At 36.6% G+C, this 309-nt stretch carries 1 protein-coding gene; it reads right to left on the bottom strand.

Annotation, left to right across the window (positions count from 1 at the left end):
* Positions 1-52 precede the first annotated feature (52 nt).
* Positions 53-309 (bottom strand): hypothetical protein (locus tag ACGF5R_RS24720; RefSeq protein ID WP_387693290.1); only part of this gene is annotated, 257 nt, incomplete at its 5' end.

Genomic DNA, 309 nt, shown 5'->3' with positions numbered 1-309 from the left:
CAACTGTGATTTACTGACTCCGGGTCCAAGATGATAATCTTCATTCGATATGTCATAATAAATGCCGGGTTTCATTGTTTGCCTCCCAATTAAACCATCCGCTGGTATTATTTAATTCAAGTTCCGTTGGGTCTTGTGCTTGACTCAATTCAAGATAACGTTCAATCATTGAGATTGATTTCAATATTTCCGTTTGAACGTCATAAAAATATTCGTCAATGAAATCAGAGTCAGCAAGTCCATTCAAATCATCGTTACTCAATATGAATCCGCAGATTCGAGCATCTCTGATAACTTTTTTGAGCGATT

It is taken from the genome of Photorhabdus sp. RM71S (assembly GCF_042879355.1).
Classification (GTDB): Bacteria; Pseudomonadota; Gammaproteobacteria; order Enterobacterales; family Enterobacteriaceae; genus Photorhabdus; species Photorhabdus kayaii.
Note: the sequence above shows the minus strand (reverse complement) of the source record. Positions and strands in the feature narration are given on the sequence as shown.